Here is a 17,470-nt window from a genome sequence, read left to right on the forward strand (position 1 = left end):
GCAGCGGCAGCGCCTCGCCATCGCCCGCGTGCTCGTCGCCCGCCCCCGCCTCTACCTCTTCGACGACTCCTTCTCCGCCCTCGACCCGCGCACCGACGCCCGGCTCCGCACCGCCCTGCGCGCGGAGACCGCCGACGCGACCGTCGTCATCGTCGCCCAGCGCGTCTCCACCATCCGGCACGCCGACCGGATCGTCGTCCTCGACCGGGGCCGGACCGTCGGCACCGGCACCCACACGTCCCTCATGCGGGACAACCCCACCTACCGGGAGATCGTCCTCTCCCAGCTCACCGAGGAGGAAGCCGCATGAGCACGGCGACCGCGACCCGCGCCCCCGCCACCCCGAAGGTCCCCGTCCGCACCGGCCCCCCGCCCCAGCGCGGCCCCGGCCTCGCCACCCCCTCCCTCGAACGCTCCCTCTCCTTCCGCTCCTCCGGCCTCCGTCTGCTGCGCACCCTCGCCCCCGACCGGGCCCTCCTCCTCGCCGTCCTCGCCGCGGGCGCCGCCGCCGTCTCCCTCTCCGTCCTCGGCCCCCTCCTCCTCGGCCGCGCCACCGACCTCGTGATCACCGGAGCCACCGGCCCCGCCGGCGTCGACTTCGCGGCCGTCGGCCGGATCCTCGCCCTCTCCGTCGCCGTCGTCACCGGCTCGTCCGCCCTCACCTGGGTCCAGCTGCGGACCGCCACCACCGTCGTCCAGCGGGCCGGGCACCGGCTCCGCGAACGGGCCCAGCACAAACTGGCCAGGCTGCCCCTCGCCCACCTCGACGGACAGCCGCGCGGCGAGGTCCTCTCCCGCACCACGAACGACATCGACAACATCACCCAGACCCTCCAGCAGGCCTTCAGCCAGATGACGCGCGCCCTGCTCACCCTGACCGGCGTCCTCGTGATGATGTTCTGGATCTCCCCTGTGCTCGCCCTCGTCGCCCTCGCCACCGTGCCCGTCTCGATCGCCGTCGCCGCCTTCGTCGGCAAGCGCGCCCAGCCCCAGTTCGTGAAGCAGTGGGCCGTCACCGGCCGGCTCGGCGGCCACGTCGAGGAGATGATCACCGGCCACACCGAGGTCGTCGCCTTCGGCCGCCGCGCCGAGGCCGTGGCCCGCTTCGACGAGCTCGGCGAGGAGCTCTATCGGGCGAGCTTCCGCGCCCAGTTCGTCTCCGGCTTCATCCAGCCCGCGCTGACCCTCGTCGGCAACCTGAACTACGTCGCCATCGCCGTGGTCGGCGGCCTGCGGGTGGCGAGCGGCACCCTGTCCGTCGGCGACGTGCAGGCCTTCATCCAGTACTCCTACGACTTCAACGGCCCGATCACCCAGGTCGCCGCCATGGCCAACCTCCTCCAGTCCGGAGTGGCCTCCGCCGAGAGGGTCTTCGACCTCCTCGACGCCGAGGAGGAGTCCCCGGAGCCCACCACGCCCCGCAGACCCGCCGAACTCCGCGGCCGGGTCTCCTTCGAGAAGGTCGCCTTCCGCTACGAGGAGGACAAGCCGCTCATCGAGGACCTGTCGCTCACGGTGGAGCCGGGACAGACCGTCGCCATCGTCGGCCCCACCGGCGCCGGCAAGACGACCCTGGTCAACCTGCTCATGCGCTTCCACGAGGTGACGGGAGGCCGGATCACCCTCGACGGCGTCGACACCGCCGCGATGACCCGGGAGGAACTGCGCTCCGCCACCGGCATGGTCCTCCAGGACACCTGGCTCTTCGGCGGCACCATCGCCGACAACATCGCCTACGGAGCCCCCGGGGAGGTCTCCCGCGAGCGGATCGTCGCCGCCGCGGAGGCCGCCCGCGCCGACCGGTTCGTCCGCACCCTGCCCGCCGGGTACGACACCGTCCTCGACGAGGACGGCGGCGGCCTCAGCGCCGGCGAGAAGCAGCTGATCACCCTCGCCCGCGCCTTCCTCGCCGACCCGGTGATCCTCGTCCTCGACGAGGCCACCAGCTCCGTCGACACCCGCACCGAGCTCCTCGTCCAGCAGGCCATGGCCTCCCTGCGCGCGGGCCGCACCAGCTTCGTCGTCGCCCACCGGCTCTCCACGATCCGGGACGCCGACACCATCCTGGTGATGGAGGGCGGCTCGATCGCCGAACAGGGCACCCACGAGGAACTCCTCGCCACCGGCGGGGCCTACGCCCGGCTGCACGCCGCCCAGTTCGCCCGTACGGTGGAGACGTGATCGTCACCGTCCGCACCACCACCGACGCGCGCGCGAAGGCCGACGCCCTGGCGCGCGGCGCCGTCGAGGCCCGGCTCGCCGCCTGCGCGCAGATCTCGGGACCCGTCACCTCCGTCTTCCACTGGCGGGGCGCGATCGAGACCTCCGAGGAGTGGGAGGTGGTGTTCAAGACCACCGAGGCCCGCTACCAGGCCCTGGAGGCGCACCTCCGCGCCGCCCACGACTACGAGACGCCCGAGATCCTCGCCACCCGCGTGACCCGGGTCAACGAGCGCTACGCCCGCTGGGTCGAGGAGGAGACCTCGGCGGCCGCGGAGATCGAGGCCCCGGCGCCCGAGGAGCGGCCGTTCTTCGTGTACGGGACGCTGCGCCCGGGCGCGTACAACCACGACCGCTTCCTCGCCGGCCGCATCGGCACCGAGGCGGACGCCGTGCTGCACGGGGCGGTCCTGCACGACGGACCCGGTTATCCGTACGTCGTCCCGGCGGACGGCGGCAAGGTCGTCGGCACGCTCCTGACGCCCTCGCCCGGCGACTACGGCGAACTGTTCGGCCTGCTCGACCGCCTGGAGCTGCCCGTCGGATACGAGCGGGTGGCCATGGACGTCGTACGGGTACGGGACGGGGCGCGGGTGTCCGCCTGGGTGTTCCTGGCGGCCCCGGACGCGCCCCTCGGCCCGGTCATCGAGAGCGGCGACTGGTTCGACCGGCCGTAGGGTCAGGCCCCGAGCCCCGCGGCGGCGACCCGCTCCAGGCGCACCGCGCACACCTTGAACTCGGGCATCCGCGAGACCGGGTCGAGCGCCGGGTTCACCAGCGTGTTGGCCCGCCCCTCCCCGTACCAGTGGAACGGCATGAAGACGGTGTCCGGCCGGATCGACGCCGTGATCCGCGCCGGGGCGACGGCCCGCCCGCGCCGCGAGACCACCGCCAGCGCCTCGCCCTCGGCGACCCCGAGCCGCTCGGCGAGCCGGGGGTGGAGCTCCACGAAGGGGCCGGGCGCCGCCGCGTTCAGCTCCTCGACCCGCCGGGTCTGCGCCCCCGACTGGTACTGGGACACGACCCGGCCGGTGGTCAGCACGACCGGGTAGTCGGCGTCCGTCTCCTCGGCCGCCGCCCGGTGCACCACCGGCACGAACCGGGCCCGCCCGTCCGCCGTCGCGAACCGGTCGAGGAAGAGGCGCGGAGTGCCCGCGTGCTCCTCGTCCGGGCAGGGCCAGAAGACGCCCCGCTCCTCCTCGATCCGCCGGTAGCTGATGCCCGCGTAGTCGGCGGGCCCGCCTGCCGAGGCGCGGCGCAGCTCCTCGAAGACCTCCTCCGGGTCGGTCGGGAAGCCCTTCTCCCAGCCGAGCAGCCCGGCCAGGGCGTGCAGCACCTCCAGGTCGCTGCGGACGCCCCCGGGCGGGGTGAGGGCGCGGCGGCGCAGCAGCACCCTGCCCTCCAGGTTGGTCATGGTGCCGGTCTCCTCCGCCCACTGCGTCACGGGCAGGACGACGTCGGCGAGTTCGGCGGTCTCGGAGAGCACCACGTCCGCGACGGCGAGGAAGTCGAGCGACCGCAGCCGCTCCTCGACGTGCGCGGCGCGCGGCGCCGACACCACCGGGTTGGAGCCCATGAGGAGCAGGGCCCTGACGTCCCCGCCGAGCGCGTCGAGCAGCTCGTACGCGCTCCGCCCGGGTCCCGGCAGCGACTCCGGCGAGACGCCCCACACCCCGGCGACGTGCGCGCGGGCGGCCGGGTCGTCGAGCTTGCGGTAGCCGGGCAGCTGGTCGGCCTTCTGCCCGTGCTCGCGGCCGCCCTGGCCGTTGCCCTGGCCGGTGAGGCAGCCGTAGCCGCTCAGCGGCCGGCCGGCCCGGCCGGTGGCGAGGCAGAGGTTGATCCAGGCGCCGACGGTGTCGGTGCCCTTGGACTGCTGCTCGGGGCCGCGCGCGGTCAGCACCATGGCGTTCTCGGCGTCGCAGAACATGGCGACGGCCTCCCGCAGCTGCGGCACGGACACCCCGGTGATCCGCTCGACCTGCTCGGGCCAGTGGGACATGGCCCCGGCGCGCGCCTCCGCCCAGCCGTCGGTGCGCTCCTCGACGAACGCCTCGTCCACCCGCCCCTCGGCCACCACCAGGTGCAGCATGCCGAGGGCGAGCGCGAGGTCGGTGCCGGGGCGCGGCGCGAGGTGCAGGTCGGCCTGCTCGGCGGTGCGGGTGCGGCGCGGGTCGACGACGATCAGCCTGCCGCCGTTCTCCTTCAGCTCCGTGAGGTAGCGCAGGGCGGGCGGCATGGTCTCGGCGAGGTTGGAGCCGACGAGGATCACGCAGCCCGTCCTCGGGATGTCCTCCAGCGGGAAGGGGAGCCCCCGGTCGAGACCGAAGGCCCGCTGGTGCGCGGCGGCGGCCGAGGACATGCAGAAGCGGCCGTTGTAGTCGATCTGCGAGGTGCCGAGGACGAGCCGGGCGAACTTGCCCAGCGTGTACGCCTTCTCGTTGGTGAGGCCGCCGCCGCCGAAGACCCCCACGGCATCGGGACCGTGGTCGGCGCGGGTCCGGCGCAGCCCGTCGGCGACGGCGGCGAGTGCCTCCTCCCAGGAAGCGGGCTCCAGGACCCCTGTGTCAGGGCATCGGACCAGGGGCTCGGTGAGCCGGACCCGGGAGGAGAGTACGGAGGGGGCGGTGCGGCCCTTGCCGCACAGCGCGCCCCGGTTGACGGGGAAGTCGGTCCGCTCGACCACCTCGGCGGGCAGCTCCGGGGCGCCGGTGGGGCGGAGCGACATGCCGCACTGCAGGGCGCAGTAGGGGCAGTGGGTGGGGACGGTGGCGGCGTCGGACATGCGGCCAGCATGCGTCCGGCGTGTTACGCGGGGCGGCGTGGCGTATTACGGCCGCGGTGCGATGCCCTCCGCGGGCCGTCCCGCGGAGGGTGAGGCGGGGGTCCCGGGCGGAGCGGGGCGGGGGTGCCGGCCGGGGCCTCGTCAGCGCGTGCCCGTGGCCGAGGCCAGTGCCTCCGTCACGCCCTTCTCCTCCGGGCCCAGGAAGCGCGGGTCGGGGCGCAGGCCGGCGTCGAGGGCGGCCTTGCCCGCCGCGAAGAGCTCGCGGGTGGTGCCGTAGTACCAGGTGCTGTCGTGGGGTTCGGCGACCCCGACCCCGTACACGTCGACGCCCGCCCGGCCGCAGAGCGCGACGGCCCGCTTGATGTGGAAGTCCTGGGTGACGAGGACGGCCCGGTCGACGCCGAAGACCTTCCGGGCGCGGACGCAGGAGTCCCAGGTGTCGAAGCCCGCGTAGTCGCTGACGATCCGCCCGTCCGGCACCCCGCGCGCGGTGAGGTACGCGCGCATGGCGCTCGGCTCGTCGTACGCGGTCCGGCTGTTGTCGCCGGTGACGAGGAGGACCCGGACCTTGCCCGCCCGGTACAGCTCGGCGGCGGTGTCGAGGCGGTGCGCGAGGTACGGGGTCGGACGCCCCTTCCACAGGCCGGCGCCGAAGACGACGGCGACGTCCCGGGCGGGCACGTCGGCGACGGTACGGAGCCGGGGCTCGGCGACCGTCTGCATCCAGGTGGCCGGGGCGAGCGCGAGGACGGCGCCCAGCACCACGGCCTGGACGGTGCGGCGGCGGGCCCGGGTGGTGCGGGGGATCAACCGGGTGAGCCGTGCCGGCATGCGGGAACCTCCGGGGCGTGGAGTCGGTGGCGGTCTGTCACCCCGTCCGACGCGCACCGGCCGGGTTCGGTTCACCGGACGCCCTGTTTGTTCCGTACAGCACACCGGCGAGGCCCATCCCGAGCAGCATGCCGAGCAGCTGCGCGGCGGCGAAGGCGGGCACGGAGGCGGGGGCGATGCCGGTGAAGGAGTCCGAGAAGGCGCGGCCCAGCGTGGCCGCCGGATTGGCGAAGGAGCCGGAGGAGGTGAACCAGATCGCCGCGCCGATGTAGCCGGCGACCGCGACGGGCGCGAGGGCGGGGCGGCCGATGTGGCGCAGGCCCTGGACGACGAGGACGAGCCCGGCGGTGGCGACGGCCTCGCCGAGGAGGAGGTGGAGCGCCGCGCGCGGCTCGGTGGCCCAGGAGCCGGGCGTCCGCCCGAACATCGCCTCGGCGAGCAGGGCGCCGGTGACGGCCCCGGAGAGCTGGGCGGCGATGTAGGCGAGGACCTCGCGCCCCTTGCCCTCGTGGCGCCGCGACCACCACTCGGAGAGCGTCACGACGGGGTTGAAGTGGGCGCCGGAGAGCGGGCCGATGAGGGCGATCAGCAGGCCGAGGCCGAGGGCGGACGCGGCGGCGTTGGCGAGCAGCCGGACGCCGGTGTCCTGGCTCAGGGAGTCGGCGCGGATGCCGGAGCCGACGACGACGGCGACGAGGGCGGCGGTGCCGATGAACTCGGCTGCGGCGCGCCGGGGGAGCGCGGGCGGGGACATTCTCATAACGGAAAAGATATTCCGTGATTCGGAAGGAAAAAAGAGGGGAGGGCGGGGGTGAGGCCCCGTACGATCCGCGCATGATCATCGACGACGTCCTCGGGGACGCGGTCCGCGACAACGCCGACTGGTGCCAGGCCATGTGCCGCGCCCACGGACTCACCGGCACCTTCGGCCCCCGCGCCTGGACCAGCGCCGTCCGCACCCCGCTCTACTACCCGGACGCCGTGACACTGACGGCGGACGCCACCGTCGGGGACGTCCTGACCGGAATCGACCGCTCCGCCCCGGGAGCCTCCGTCAAGGACAGCCACGCCCGCCTCGACCTGGCGTCCGAGGGCTTCCGCCTCCTCTTCGAAGCGAGCTGGATCCACCGTCCGGCCGGACTCCCGGTCCCCGCCGCCACCGGCGACTGGCGCCCGGTCCGCACCCCGGAGGAGCTCGCGGCCTGGGCCCTCGCCTGGAGCGACGGCGACGCGGACGAGGCGGCGCTCTTCCGCCCGGAGCTCCTCGCCGACCCGACGGTGACCGTGATCGCGGGCCACGGCCCGGACGGCCGGATCCTCGGGGGAGCGGTCCTCGGCACGAGCACCCGCGTGACGGGGGTCTCGAACCTCTTCGCCGCGGACGGCACGGACCCGGCGCACGTGTGGGCCGGCACCCTGGGCCTGATCCCCGCCGACCGCCCGGCCGTCGGCTACGAATCGGGCGACGACCTGACACCCGCCCTCGCCACGGGCTTCGAGGAGCTCGCCCCCCTCCGCGTCTGGCTGGCCGGCTGACCGGCCCCCCTCCCCGTCGTCACGCCGCCGCCGGCACGAAACGGTGCAGCTCGTCGGCGCCGGGCTGGACGACGCCGTAACTGTTCTCCGGCACCTCGTTCCAGGCGCCCGGCAGGTCGCCGAGGGGCTCGGAGACGACGAGGCGGGTCTCCTCGGATATGTCCCGGAGGAAGGCCACGTCGGGGTGGAGCCTGCGCAGGGCCTCCACCTGACTGCTGTAGAACAGCGAGCGGGAGGCGTGCGCGCTGGAGTAGCGGAAGGCCCAGAGGCGCTCGCCGTCGGTGAGGGCGAGCGTCATCTGGAGGGGGAACTCCACCCCGTGCTCACGGCCGACCCGTTCCACGACGCCCGCCATGCGCGCCACGGCGGCGGGCGGGTCCTGGTCCAGGCCGAAGGTGAGGGCCAGGTAGAACATCACCTCGGAGTCCGTCGTGCCCTCGATGCCGTCGTAGAGCTCGGGATCGACGAGCAGGGTGAGCTCGCGGCGCATGAGGTGGAACCCGGCGATGGCGCCGTTGTGCATGAACATCCAGCGGCCGTGCCGGAACGGGTGGCAGTTCGACTGCTGCACGGCCGTCCCGGTCGACGCCCGGATGTGGGCGAAGAACAGCGGGGAGCGGACGTGGTCCGCCAGCTCCCGCAGGTTCCGGTTGTTCCAGGCGGGGCCGACGTCCCTCATCAGCGCCGGGGTGTCGTCGTGCTCCGAGTACCAGCCGACGCCGAACCCGTCACCGTTGGTGGTCTCCACACCGAGTCTGGAGTGCAGGCTCTGGTCGATCAGGGAGTGGGCCGGCCTGTACAGGAGGGCGTCGAGCAGCACCGGCGTTCCCCGGTACGCGAGCCATCGGCACATGTGTGATCACCTGGGTCCCTGCCGGATCGGCGGGCGGCCTCGCACACCCCGTCCGGCCCTCCCATTCTCGGCGACCTCCCCGGGGGGTGCCACATCGGCGCCGGCGGGACGCCCGGCCAGGCGGCCGCGCCGACAGGCCGACAGACGGGGCCGGGCGGACGTGAGGAGGGCGGCGAAGGCACGTCACGCGCCGGAAACGACGAGGCAACGCACCCCCGTCAGGATCGGCGCATGACGGAGCCGGACAGCACGTTCGCCAGCACCGCCGGGCTGCTCGTGAGGATCGCCGGACAGCTCGGGGCCCAACTGGCCCAGGTGCGTCCGTACGGCCGTCGGCAGCGGAAGCACGACGAGGAGGTATGCCCACCGATGAACGTTCCCGCCCTCGCCGGACAGAACCGCGCCGTGCCCGCCACCGCCGCCCCCGTTCCGGCCGCCCCCGCCCCCACCCTCGTCGCCGTGGGCCACGGCAGTCGTGACCCCCGCGCCCGGGCCACCCTCGCCGGTCTCCTCGACCGGGTCCGCGAGCTGCGCCCCGGGCTCGACGTGCGCCTCGCGCACATCGAGCTGAACGCCCCGCTGCTCGACGACACGCTCGCCGAACTCGCCGCCGAAGGACGGGACGTCGTCCTCGTCCCCCTCCTCTTCGCCCCCGGCCACCACGTCACCCACGACCTCCCGACGGCCGTCGCCGCCGCACCCGCGCTCCGGGCACGGGTGGCGGAGCCGCTCGGCGCCCACCCCCTCCTCGTCGAGGCCCTCGTCGGCCGGCTCGTCGAGGGCGGCTGGGACTCCGGCCCCGGGGACGGCGTCGTCCTCGCCTCCGCCGGGTCCCGCGACCCCAGGTCCCGCGCCGTGCTCCACCGGATCGCCGCCCTCCTCGGCGAGCGCCTCGGCGGCGTCCCCGTCGTCCCCGCGTACGCCTCCGCCGCCGCGCCCACCGTCCCCGAGGCCCTCCGCGCGCTCGCCGCCCGGGGCCGTCACCGGGTCGCCGTCGCGTCCTGCTTCACCGCCCCCGGCCTGTTCGCGTCCCGCGCCGCCGCCGACGCCCCCTGGATCGCGTCGGACCCGCTCGGCGCCCACCCGGCCCTCGCGCGCCTGGTCCTGCACCGCTACGAGAAGGCCCGCCTGCGGGAACTCGCCGCCGTCTGAGCTCTTCTGTCGGTCCCTCCGGTTACCTTCGACGCATGGCAGGCATCGAGGACACCAAGGACAGCGCAGACATCACCGACACCCCCGGATACGACGAGACCGCGACCCAGCGCTGGGCGGCCGAGCCCGACAAGCGCCCCGGGCGCACCGCCTTCCAGCGCGACCGCGCCCGCGTGCTGCACTCCGCCGCGCTCCGCCGGCTCGCCGGCAAGACGCAGGTCGTCACCCCCGGCACCAGGAGCCACGCCTGGGACGCCAGCCCCCGCACCCGCCTCACGCACTCCCTGGAGTGCGCCCAGGTCGGCCGGGAACTGGGCGCCGCCCTCGGCTGCGATCCCGATCTCGTGGAGGCCGCCTGCCTCTCGCACGACATGGGCCACCCGCCCTTCGGACACAACGGCGAGCAGGCGCTCAACGACGTCGCCAAGGACTGCGGCGGCTTCGAGGGGAACGCCCAGTCGCTCCGGCTCCTCACCCGCATCGAGCCGAAGCGCTTCGTGAAGGACGCCGACGGGGAGCTCGTCAGCGTCGGGCTCAACCTCACCCGTGCCGCCCTCGACGCCGCCACCAAGTACCCCTGGGCGCGCGGCGGTCACCCCGAGGACCCCGGTTCGCCGAAGTTCGGCGTGTACGAGGACGACCTGCCCGTCTTCGAGTGGATCCGGCAGGGCGCCCCCGCCCACCGCAAGTGCTTCGAGGCCCAGGTCATGGACTGGTCCGACGACGTGGCCTACTCGGTCCACGACTTCGAGGACGGACTGCACGCCGGGCACATCGACCCGAACATGCTCCTCGCCGAGCCCGAGCGCGCCGACATCTGGGCGGTCGCCGTCGGCCGCTACGTACCGGAGGACACCGAACCGCAGGAGCTCGCCGAGGCCCTCGACCGGCTCGTCGACCAGGAGTGGTGGCCGCACGGCTACGACGGCTCGGCCGTCGCCCAGGCCCGCCTCAAGGACGCCACCAGCCAGCTCATCGGCCGCTTCTGCCTCGCCGCCGAGGGCGCCACCCGCCAGGCCCACGGCTCCGGCCGCCTCACCCGCTACGGCGCCGAACTCGTCGTCCCGCGCGAGACCCGCAACGAGTGCGCGGTCCTGAAGGCCGTCGCCGACCGGTACGTGATGCAGCGCGCCGAGCAGGAGGCGCTCCGCGCCGACCAGCGCATCGTCGTCGCCGAACTCGCCGAGGCCCTCGTCGCCCGCGCCCCCGACGGCCTCGAACCGCAGTTCCGGGCCGCGTTCGACGCGGCCCGCGACGACCGGGCCCGCAAGCGCGTCCTCGTCGACCAGATCGCCAACCTCACGGACGCCTCCGCCCGAGCCCTCCACGCCCGCCTCCGCAGCCCCCGCTAGGGCCACAGGCCCTCTTCCGTCACCTCTCTCCGTACGGGACCCTCGCAGGCACGGCCCGGAGAGGTACGACGGGACGAACGCCCGGGGGCGTAGGTTGGAACCGGTCGCAACGAGGAGGAAACGACGTGGTCGACGCAGATCAGACCTTTGTCATCGTCGGCGGGGGCCTGGCAGGGGCCAAAGCGGCGGAGACCCTCCGCGCCGAGGGGTTCAACGGCCGGGTGATCCTCATCGGCGACGAACGCGACCACCCCTACGAGCGCCCACCGCTCTCCAAGGGCTACCTCACCGGCGCCAAGGAGCGCGACAGCGTCTTCGTCCACGAGGCCGCCTGGTACGCGGCGAACGACGTCGAGCTCCACCTCGGCCAGGCCGTCACCGCCGTCGACCGGGGGGCCCGCACCGTCCGCCTCGGCGACGGCACGGTCATCCGCTACGACAAGCTGCTCCTCGCCACCGGCGCCGAGCCGCGCCGCCTCGACATCCCAGGCACCGAGCTCGCCGGCGTCCACCACCTGCGCCGGCTCGCCCACGCCGACCGGCTCCGCCAGGTCCTCGCCGGCCTCGGCCGGGACAACGGCCACCTGGTGATCGCCGGCGCCGGCTGGATCGGCCTGGAGGTCGCCGCCGCCGCCCGCGGCTACGGCGCCGAGGTCACCGTCGTCGAGGCCGACCCCACCCCGCTGCACCGGGTCCTCGGCCCCGAGCTCGGCCAGCTCTTCGCCGACCTGCACACCGACCACGGCGTCCGCTTCCACTTCGGCGCCCGGCTCACCGAGATCGTCGGCCAGGACGGGATGGTCCTCGCCGTCCGCACCGACGACGGCGAGGAGCACCCGGCGCACGCCGTCCTCGCCGCGATCGGCGCCGCACCCCGTACCGCCCTCGCCGAGAACTCGGGACTCGCCCTCGTCGACCGGGCCGACGGCGGTGGCATCGCCGTCGACGAGTCCCTGCGCACCTCCGACCCCGACATCCACGCCGCCGGCGACGTGGCCGCCGCCCACCACCCGCTGCTGCACACCCGGCTCCGCGTCGAGCACTGGGCCAACGCCCTCAACGGCGGCCCGGCCGCCGCCCGCGCCATGCTCGGCCGGCACGTCTCGTACGACCGGGTGCCCTACTTCTTCACCGACCAGTACGACCTGGGCATGGAGTACTCCGGCTGGGCGCCGCCCGGCACGTACGACCAGGTCGTGGTCCGCGGCGACACCGGCAAGCGCGAGTTCATCGCCTTCTGGCTCAAGGAGGGCCGGGTCCTCGCCGGGATGAACGTGAATGTGTGGGACGTCACAGGCCCGATCCAGGACCTCATCCGCACCCGCAAGGCCGTGGACCCGGAGGCCCTCGCCGACCCCTCCGTACCCCTGGAGAGCCTGATCTGATCACCCCCGCCCCCACGTAGACTTCATGCGTGGCAGGCAGGATCAACGATGACGACGTGAAGGCGGTACGGGACGCGGTCCCGATCGATGCCGTCGTGTCCGAGTACCTCCAGCTGCGCAACGCGGGCGGCGGCAACCTCAAGGGCCTCTGCCCCTTCCACGACGAGAAGTCGCCCTCCTTCCAGGTCAGCCCCAGCAAGGGCCTCTTCCACTGCTTCGGCTGCCAGGAAGGCGGCGACACCATCGCCTTCGTGATGAAGATCGACCACCTCTCCTTCTCGGAGACGGTCGAGCGCCTCGCCGCGAAGGCGGGCATCACCCTGCGGTACGAGGAAGGCGGCTACAACCCCGGCCACCAGCGCGGCGAACGCATCCGCCTGATCGAGGCCCACAAGGTCGCCGCCCAGTTCTACGCCGACCAACTCGGCTCGCCCGAGGCCGAGATCGGCCGGAAGTTCCTCGCCGAGCGCGGCTTCGACCAGGCCGCCGCCGAGCACTTCGGCGTCGGCTACTCCCCGGCCGGCTGGGACCACCTCACCCGCTTCCTGCGCGGCAAGGGCTTCTCCGACAAGGAACTGATCCTCTCCGGCCTCTCCCAGGACGGCCGCCGCGGCCCCATCGACCGCTTCCGCGGCCGCCTGATGTGGCCGATCAAGGACGTCGGCGGCGAGATCGTCGGCTTCGGCGCGCGCAGGCTCCGCGACGACGACAACGGGCCCAAGTACCTCAACACGCCCGAGACGCCGATCTACAAGAAGTCCCAGGTGCTCTACGGCATCGACCTGGCCAAGAAGGACATCGCCAAGATCAGCCGGGCCGTCGTCGTCGAGGGCTACACCGACGTCATGGCCTGCCACCTCGCCGGCGTCACCACCGCCATCGCCACCTGCGGCACCGCCTTCGGCGGCGACCACATCAAGATCCTCCGCCGGCTCCTCATGGACAACGGCTCGGCTCGCGTCATCTTCACCTTCGACGGCGACGCCGCCGGCCAGAAGGCCGCCCTGCGCGCCTTCGAGGACGACCAGAAGTTCGCCGCCGAGACGTACATCGCCATCGCCCCCGACGGCATGGACCCCTGCGACCTCCGCCTCGCCAAGGGAGACGAGGCCGTCGTCGACCTCGTCCAGCCCCGCACCCCGCTCTTCGAGTTCGCCCTCCGCCAGATCGTGACGCGGTACGACCTGGAGACCCCGGCGGGACGCGCCGCCGCCCTCGACGAGGCCGCACCCGTCGTCGCGAAGATCAAGAACATCGCCTCCCAGCACGAGGTCGCCGTCCAGCTCGCCGGCATGCTCGGCATCCTCGACACCCAGTTCGTGGTCCGGCGGGTCGCCCAGATCGCCCGCTGGCAGCGGCAGGGCGGCGAGCGCGGCCCCGGCCGGCAGCAGCCCCAGCGGACGTACGACACCCCCGCCCCGGCGGCCGCCGCCCCGGGCCCCGCGCTCAACCTGCGCAGCCCCGCCCACCGCACCGAGCGGGAGCTCCTCAAGCTCGCCCTCCAGCGGCCCGAACTGGTCTCCCCGGCCTTCGACGCGTACGGCGTCGACGAGTTCACCGCCCCGCCCTACGCCGCCGTCCGGCAGTGCATCCAGGACGCGGGCGGCGCCACCGGCGCCCCCTCCGACTACCTCGACGCCGTCCGCGAGGCCGCCCCCAACGACTCGGTCCGCGCCCTCGTCACCGAACTCGCCGTCGAGACGATCTTCGCCAAGACCGTCGACGAGGCCTACGCCGGCGACCAGCTCGTCACCGTCCGGCTCCGCGCCGTCGACCGCCGCATCCGCGAGGTCCAGGGCACCCTGGCCCGGCTCGGCCCGAACGGCGACCCCGAGCGGCTCGCCGCCGTGCAGAACGAGCTGTGGGTCCTCACCCAGTACGGGCAGTCCCTCCGGAACAACGGCGCCGCGGCCCTCTGACACACGTTCGGTCACGCCCCGGTCTCAAAAAGTCACCGCACGCCCCTCGTGGCGGCGATGTGTCGTACCCCACACTGGGTGACGGTGTCGTTCCGCCCCTCCTGGAGGTCGCCCGCCGTGCAGACCGAGACCCGGACCGTGTCGCAGGAACCGTCCCCCGGCGAGCCGGACGAGCTGCCGGAGATACCCGTCCAGCGCCGCCGCACCGGCGACCTCGGCGGCAACGGCCCCTCCTCCGACCTCTTCCGCCAGTACCTGCGCGAGATCGGCCGCATCCCGCTGCTCAGCGCCGAGGAGGAGGTCGAACTCGCCCGCCGCGTCGAGGCCGGGCTCTTCGCCGAGGAGAAACTCGCCAACACCCCCGATCTGGACACGCAGTTGGCGATCGACCTGGACCGGCTCGTCGTCCTCGGCCGGATCGCCAAGCGCAGGCTCATCGAGGCCAACCTCCGCCTCGTCGTCTCCGTCGCCAAACGGTACGTGGGCCGCGGCCTCACCATGCTCGACCTCGTCCAGGAGGGAAACCTCGGCCTCATCAGGGCCGTCGAGAAGTTCGACTACGCACGCGGCTACAAGTTCTCCACGTACGCCACCTGGTGGATCCGCCAGGCCATGTCCCGGGCCCTCGCCGACCAGGCCCGGACCATCCGCGTCCCCGTGCACGTCGTCGAGCTCATCAACCGCGTCATCCGCGTCCAGCGCCGGATGCTCCAGGAGCGCGGCTACGAACCCACCGCCGAAGAGGTCGCCGCCCAGCTGGACCTGGCTCCCGAACGGGTCGGCGAGGTCCTCCGCCTCGCCCAGGAACCCGTCTCCCTGCACGCCCCCGTCGGCGAGGAGGAGGACGTCGCCCTCGGCGACCTCATCGAGGACGGCGACGCCGCCTCACCCGTCGAGTCCGCCGCCTTCCTGCTGCTCCGCCGCCACCTGGAGGACGTCCTCTCCACCCTCGGCGAACGCGAACGCAAGGTCGTCCAGCTCCGCTACGGCCTCGACGACGGCAGGCCCCGCACCCTGGAGGAGATAGGCCGCATCTTCGGCGTGACGCGCGAACGCATCCGCCAGATCGAGTCCAAGACCCTCAACAAACTGCGGGACCACGCCTACGCGGACCAGCTGCGCGGCTACCTGGACTAGGGACTCCACGCGAAGCGGCCCGTGCCGCACGTGACGCGACACGGGCCACGGCGAGGCCGGTCGACGGGTCAGTCGACCTCGGCGACCGCCTGCGCGAACTGCGCCGCGTACAGCCGGGCGTAGGCCCCGCCGGACGACAACAGCTCCTCGTGCGTGCCCTGCTCGACGATCGAGCCGTTCTCCATCACCAGGATCACGTCCGCGTCCCGGATCGTGGAGAGCCGGTGGGCGATCACGAACGAGGTCCGGCCGGCCGCGAGCCGGGCCATCGCCTTCTGGATGAGGACCTCGGTGCGGGTGTCGACCGAGCTGGTCGCCTCGTCCAGGACGAGGATCACCGGGTCGGACAGGAACGCCCGCGCGATGGTGATCAGCTGCTTCTCGCCCGCGCTGACCCCCGCCCCGTCGTCCTCGATCACCGTGTCGTACCCCTCGGGCAGGGTCCGGATGAACCGGTCGGCGTGCGCGGCGCGCGCCGCCTCCTCGACCTCGGCCCGGGTCACCGGCCGCGTGGCGCCGTACGCGATGTTGTCCGCGATGGTGCCGCCGAAGAGCCAGGTGTCCTGGAGGACCATGCCGATGCCCTTCCGCAGCTCCTCGCGGGACATCTTCGCGATGTCCACCCCGTCCAGGGTGATCCGGCCGCCCGTCACCTCGTAGAACCGCATCAGCAGGTTCACCAGGGTCGTCTTGCCGGCACCGGTCGGGCCGACGATCGCGACCGTCTGCCCCGGATCCACCGCGAGCGACAGGCCCTCGATGAGCGGCTTGTCCTCCTCGTAACGGAAGGAGACGTCCTCCAGGGCCACCTTGCCCTTGAGGTCCACCGGCTTCTCGCTCGTGGGCGCGTCCGGCTCCTGCTCCTCCGCGTCGAGCAGCTCGAAGATCCGCTCCGCCGAGGCGACACCGGACTGCACCAGGTTCGCCATCGACGCGACCTGCGTCAGCGGCATCGAGAACTGGCGCGAGTACTGGATGAAGGCCTGCACGTCACCGATGGACAGGTTGCCGGTCGCCACCCGCAGGCCGCCGACCACGGCCACCAGGACGTAGTTGATGTTCGAGACGAAGAACATCACCGGCTGCATCACACCGCTGTTGAACTGCGCCCTGAACCCGGCCTCGTACAGCGCCTCGTTCTGCTCGCGGAAGTCCCTCGCGGACTCCTCCTGCCGGCCGAAGACCTTCACCAGGCCGTGCCCGGTGTACATCTCCTCCACGTGCGCGTTGAGCGCGCCCGTGGACTTCCACTGCTGCACGAAGTGCGGCTGCGAGCGTTTGCCGATCCTCGCCGCGACGAACACCGAGACCGGCACCGTCACCAGCGCCACCAGCGCCAGCAGCGGCGAGATCCAGAACATCATCCCGAGCACGCCGACGATCGTGAGCAGCGAGTTGATCAGCTGGCCCATCGACTGCTGGAGCGTCTGCGAGATGTTGTCGATGTCGTTGGTCGCCCGGGACAGCACCTCGCCGCGCTTCGCCTTGTCGAAGTACGAGAGGGGGAGCCGCGCCAGCTTCGTCTGGACGTCCTCCCGCATCCGGTAGACCGTCCGGTTGATCACCTTGATCGACATGCGGGTGGAGACCAGCATCAGCAGGCCCGCCGCCACGTAGATCGCCAGGACCCACAGCAGGACCCCGCCGACCGCGCCGAAGTCGATCCCCTGACCGGGGGTGAAGTCGACCCCGGACAGCATGTCGGCCATGCCGCTGTCGCCGTCCGCGCGGAGCTTCTCCAGGGCCTGCGCCTTCGTGACGCCCTCGGGCATGTTCCGCCCGACGACACCCGCGAAGATCAGGTCCGTCGCCCTGCCGAGGATCTTCGGCCCGACCACGGAGGCCGCCACCGACAGCACGCCGGCGACCAGCATCAGCCAGAGCGTGCCGCGCTCGGGCGCCAGCTGCCTCAGCAGCCGCTTGCCCGAGCCCTTGAAGTCCATGGACCGCTCACCGGACTGGCCCATCATCATGCGTCCGCCAGGACCGGCCATCAGGCTGCCTCCGCCTCGGTCAGCTGGGAGAGCACGATCTCCCGGTACGTCTCGTTCTCCGCCATCAGCTCACGGTGCCGTCCGGTGCCCACGACACGGCCCTCGTCGAGGACGACGATCCGGTCGGCGTCCCGGATGGTCGACACGCGCTGGGCGACGATCACCACGGTCGAGTCCGCCGTCTCCCGGGCCAGCGCGGCCCGGAGCAGGGCGTCCGTCTCGTAGTCGAGCGCGGAGAAGGAGTCGTCGAAGAGGTAGATCTCCGGCCGCTGCACGAGCGTCCGCGCGATGGCGAGGCGCTGCCGCTGT

General features: G+C 73.2%; 13 protein-coding genes and 2 pseudogenes. 9 read left to right on the forward strand and 6 right to left on the reverse strand.

Annotated features, from left to right (window positions below; all coding sequences use genetic code 11):
• From K7G60_RS35495 to cutA, 3 genes and pseudogenes are all read left to right on the forward strand, one after another.
• Positions 1 to 310, forward strand: a pseudogene (locus K7G60_RS35495) (ABC transporter ATP-binding protein); the annotation flags it as partial.
• Positions 307 to 2,181, forward strand: coding sequence for an ABC transporter ATP-binding protein (locus tag K7G60_RS35500; protein ID WP_225805081.1), 1,875 nt, complete (start codon positions 307 to 309; stop codon positions 2,179 to 2,181). The pseudogene K7G60_RS35495 and the gene K7G60_RS35500, both read left to right, overlap by 4 nt.
• Positions 2,178 to 2,897, forward strand: a complete 720-nt coding sequence (cutA, locus tag K7G60_RS39305; protein WP_225805082.1) for a divalent cation tolerance protein CutA — start codon at positions 2,178 to 2,180, stop codon at positions 2,895 to 2,897. Before K7G60_RS35500 ends, cutA begins: the two co-directional genes overlap by 4 nt.
• Before the next feature lie 2 nt (positions 2,898 to 2,899).
• Here cutA and K7G60_RS35510 read toward each other — a convergent pair whose 3' ends face one another.
• The 3 genes from K7G60_RS35510 to K7G60_RS35520 form a co-directional block, all read right to left on the reverse strand.
• On the reverse strand, positions 2,900 to 5,002 hold the full coding sequence (locus K7G60_RS35510; protein WP_225805083.1) for a molybdopterin oxidoreductase family protein: 2,103 nt from the start codon (positions 5,000 to 5,002) through the stop codon (positions 2,900 to 2,902).
• Positions 5,003 to 5,143: 141 nt separating this feature from the next.
• Complete coding sequence (locus K7G60_RS35515) at positions 5,144 to 5,833, reverse strand: vancomycin high temperature exclusion protein (RefSeq protein ID WP_225805084.1); 690 nt, start codon at positions 5,831 to 5,833, stop codon at positions 5,144 to 5,146.
• Between the two features lie 37 nt (positions 5,834 to 5,870).
• Positions 5,871 to 6,593: an aquaporin gene (locus K7G60_RS35520; RefSeq protein WP_225805085.1), complete on the reverse strand. Its 723-nt coding sequence runs from the start codon at positions 6,591 to 6,593 to the stop codon at positions 5,871 to 5,873.
• 74 nt (positions 6,594 to 6,667) lie between these two features.
• Between K7G60_RS35520 and K7G60_RS35525 the strand changes: the two genes are divergently transcribed.
• Positions 6,668 to 7,369, forward strand: a complete 702-nt coding sequence (locus K7G60_RS35525) for a hypothetical protein (RefSeq protein ID WP_225805086.1) — start codon at positions 6,668 to 6,670, stop codon at positions 7,367 to 7,369.
• A gap of 19 nt (positions 7,370 to 7,388) precedes the next feature.
• Here K7G60_RS35525 and K7G60_RS35530 read toward each other — a convergent pair whose 3' ends face one another.
• On the reverse strand, positions 7,389 to 8,222 hold the full coding sequence (locus K7G60_RS35530; protein WP_225805087.1) for a class II glutamine amidotransferase: 834 nt from the start codon (positions 8,220 to 8,222) through the stop codon (positions 7,389 to 7,391).
• A gap of 231 nt (positions 8,223 to 8,453) precedes the next feature.
• On the opposite strand from K7G60_RS35530, the gene K7G60_RS35535 reads away from it, so the two are divergent.
• The 5 genes from K7G60_RS35535 (at position 8,454) to K7G60_RS35555 (ending at position 15,167) form a co-directional block, all read left to right on the forward strand.
• Complete coding sequence (locus K7G60_RS35535; RefSeq protein WP_225805088.1) at positions 8,454 to 9,374, forward strand: sirohydrochlorin chelatase; 921 nt, start codon at positions 8,454 to 8,456, stop codon at positions 9,372 to 9,374.
• Positions 9,375 to 9,409: 35 nt separating this feature from the next.
• Positions 9,410 to 10,726 carry a deoxyguanosinetriphosphate triphosphohydrolase gene (locus tag K7G60_RS35540; RefSeq protein ID WP_225805089.1) on the forward strand — a complete coding sequence of 439 codons (1,317 nt, stop codon included), beginning with the start codon at positions 9,410 to 9,412 and terminating at the stop codon, positions 10,724 to 10,726.
• A gap of 125 nt (positions 10,727 to 10,851) precedes the next feature.
• The gene (locus tag K7G60_RS35545) at positions 10,852 to 12,111 is read left to right on the forward strand and encodes an FAD-dependent oxidoreductase (RefSeq protein ID WP_225805090.1); all 1,260 of its coding nucleotides are present in this window, start codon (positions 10,852 to 10,854) and stop codon (positions 12,109 to 12,111) included.
• Positions 12,112 to 12,140: 29 nt separating this feature from the next.
• Positions 12,141 to 14,030: a DNA primase gene (gene dnaG / locus K7G60_RS35550; protein WP_225805091.1), complete on the forward strand. Its 1,890-nt coding sequence runs from the start codon at positions 12,141 to 12,143 to the stop codon at positions 14,028 to 14,030.
• A 57-nt stretch (positions 14,031 to 14,087) separates the two neighbouring features.
• Positions 14,088 to 15,167: an RNA polymerase sigma factor gene (locus K7G60_RS35555; protein ID WP_374115733.1), complete on the forward strand. Its 1,080-nt coding sequence runs from the start codon at positions 14,088 to 14,090 to the stop codon at positions 15,165 to 15,167.
• Positions 15,168 to 15,235: 68 nt separating this feature from the next.
• Here the strand turns inward: K7G60_RS35555 and K7G60_RS35560 are convergent, their stop codons facing one another.
• Positions 15,236 to 17,161, reverse strand: a complete 1,926-nt coding sequence (locus K7G60_RS35560; RefSeq protein ID WP_225805092.1) for an ABC transporter ATP-binding protein — start codon at positions 17,159 to 17,161, stop codon at positions 15,236 to 15,238.
• Positions 17,161 to 17,470 (reverse strand): annotated as a pseudogene (locus tag K7G60_RS35565) (ABC transporter ATP-binding protein); the annotation flags it as partial. The gene K7G60_RS35560 and the pseudogene K7G60_RS35565, both read right to left, overlap by 1 nt.

The organism is Streptomyces sp. NK15101 (assembly GCF_020400725.1).
GTDB lineage: Bacteria > Actinomycetota > Actinomycetes > Streptomycetales > Streptomycetaceae > Streptomyces.